Raw genomic sequence first — 2733 nt, 5'->3', positions numbered from 1 at the left:
CCACGATCGAGCGGCACGTCGGGTATCTGCAGACGATGTTGCGCGCCATGGTGGCTTGCCCCCAGCAGCCGGTCGCAACGCTTCAGATGCTGGGTTCGGATGAGCGCCAGTTGCTGCTTGACACGTGGAACGCGACGCAGCGGGACTATCCGTCGCACTTGTGCGTGCACCAGTTGTTCGAAGCGCAAGTCGAGCGCACGCCCGAAGCGCCGGCGCTGGTGTATGAAGCGCAGACACTGAGCTATGCGCAGCTGAACGCACAAGCTAATCGCCTCGCGCACCAGTTGATCGAGCTGGGTGGTGTCAAGCCAGACATCCGGGTGGCGATCTGCGTTGAGCGCTCACCGGCGCTGGTTGTGGGGGTGCTGGCGATTTTGAAGGCCGGGGGTGCGTATGTGCCGTTGGATCCCGCGTATCCTAGTGAGCGCTTGGCGTACATTCTCGCCGATGCGGCACCGAACATTGTACTCGCGGATGCGGCCGGACGTGCTGCGTTGGGCGACGCGGTGATTGCCGAGTGCACGGTGCTCGATCCGGCCACCCTGCCGGCGTTGCCGGACACGAATCCGTCGGTGGCCGAGCTGACGGCCCGGCATCTGGCGTATGTGATTTATACGTCCGGTTCCTCCGGTACCCCGAAGGGCGTGATGGTCGAACATGCCCAAGTGGTGCGGCTGTTCGAGGCGACTCAACCGTGGTATGGCTTTAACGAGCATGATACGTGGTGCCTCTTTCACTCGTTCGCGTTTGATTTCTCTGTCTGGGAGCTGTGGGGCGCACTGCGTTATGGTGGCAAGCTTGTCATCGTACCTCATCCCATTGCTCGCTCTGCCGACGCTTTTTACCCGTTGATCTGTGAGCAGGGTGTCACCGTATTAAATCAGACCCCTAGTGCGTTTAAGGCGTTGATGGCCAGCCAAGCACACAGCGCTTTATCCGATCAATTACGCTATGTGATCTTGGGCGGGGAGGCGCTGGAGCCGACGCTCTTACAGGCGTGGTATGCCACGCACGACGAGCGTCATCCGCAATTGTTCAACATGTATGGGATTACCGAAGCGACCGTGCATGTGACGTATCGGCCACTTCGGCAGCAAGATAGCGAGCAAGCGGGCAGTCCGGTTGGCACACGGATTCCGGATCTGACGATCTATCTGCTGGATGCGCACGGCCAGCCGGTGCCACTGGGTGCGGTCGGCGAGTTGTATATTGGCGGCGCCGGGGTGGCACGGGGCTATCTGAACCGCCCGGAGCTGACCGCTGAGCGCTTTGTGCACGATCCGTTCTCAGAGGACGCGGATGCACGGTTGTATAAGACCGGGGATTTGGCGCGGTATTTACCGGATGGCAATCTGGAGTTTGTGGGGCGCAACGATGAGCAAGTGAAGATCCGCGGCTTTCGGATTGAACCGGGCGAGATCGAAGCGTGCTTAACGGCGCATCCGCAGGTGCGTGATGCGGTGGTGATAGCAACAGGTGAGGGCCCGGATAAGCGGCTGGTGGCGTATGTGCAGGCCGAAGCGGATGAGCAACTCGTGAGCACACTGCGCGCACAGGTGGCGGCCCGCCTGCCCGAGTATATGGTGCCCAGTGCGTTTGTGCGGCTCAACGCGTGGCCGCTGACACCGAACGGCAAACTCGATCGGCGTGCGCTGCCCGCACCGGATGATGACGCACTGGCGCATCAAGCGTATGAAGCGCCGCAAGGCGAGCTGGAGACGACGCTCGCGACGATCTGGGCCGAGCTATTGGGTGTCGAACGTGTGGGTCGGCACGACAGCTTCTTTGCGCTCGGGGGCCACTCGCTGCTCGCGGTGCGGTTGATGAACCGGGTGAGAAGGCTGGGCGCTGACGTGCCGCTGGCGACCTTGTTCGCGACGCCAACGTTGGCGGCGTTTGCCGCGGCGCTCGAAGCCCACTTGCAGCAAGGCACCGATGCGCTGCCCGAGCTCACACCGGTCTCGCGCAAAGGTAGTTTGCCGCTGTCGTTCGCCCAGCAGCGGCTGTGGTTCCTCGCGCAGCTCGATGGGGCCAGTGAGTCGTATCATATGCCGCTGGTGCTGCGCGTGCGCGGGTCGCTGGATCGAACGGCCTGGCAACAGGCATTAGATGCGCTGTTTGCGCGTCATGAAGCATTGCGCTCGACGTTTGTGAGTGTCGAGGGTCAGCCGCAGGTGCAATTGCTGCCGGCGGACATGGGCGTGCCGCTGCACTGGCATGATCTGCGTGGGATGCCCGATGCCGACGCGCACCTGTCGCGGTTGGTCGCCGATGAAGCGCGCGCGCCCTTCGATCTGATGCGCGGGCCGCTGATGCGCGCATGCGTCGTTCAGCTCGCCGATGACAACTATCAGTGTGTGCTCACCCAGCACCATATTGTATCGGACGGTTGGTCGATCGGGGTGCTCGTGCGCGAGTTAAGTACACTCTATGCCGCAAGCGTCGGGGCACAAGCCGATCCGCTGCCGCTGTTGGCAGTTCAGTATCCGGACTATGCGGCGTGGCAACGACAGTGGCTCACGGGCGAGCGGCTGCAGGCGCAAAGCGACTATTGGCGCGCGACGCTTGCGGACGCACCCGTGCTGCTGGAACTACCGACCGATCGGCCGCGCCCGGCGCAACAGTCATTTGCTGGTGCGCAGGTGCCGGTGCAGATCGATGCATCGACCACGCAAGCGCTCAAGCGCTTAAGCGCTGAGCATGGCACGACGCTATTTATGACGGTGCTTGCCG

General features: G+C 62.5%; 1 protein-coding gene. It reads left to right on the top strand.

What is annotated here, in order from left to right; all coding sequences use genetic code 11:
* Window positions 1-2733 (top strand): amino acid adenylation domain-containing protein (locus tag KPG66_RS17290; protein WP_237071669.1); only part of this gene is annotated, 2733 nt, incomplete at both ends.

It is taken from the genome of Mycetohabitans sp. B2, from assembly GCF_021733735.1.
Lineage (GTDB): Bacteria > Pseudomonadota > Gammaproteobacteria > Burkholderiales > Burkholderiaceae > Mycetohabitans > Mycetohabitans rhizoxinica.
Note: the sequence above shows the minus strand (reverse complement) of the source record. Positions and strands in the feature narration are given on the sequence as shown.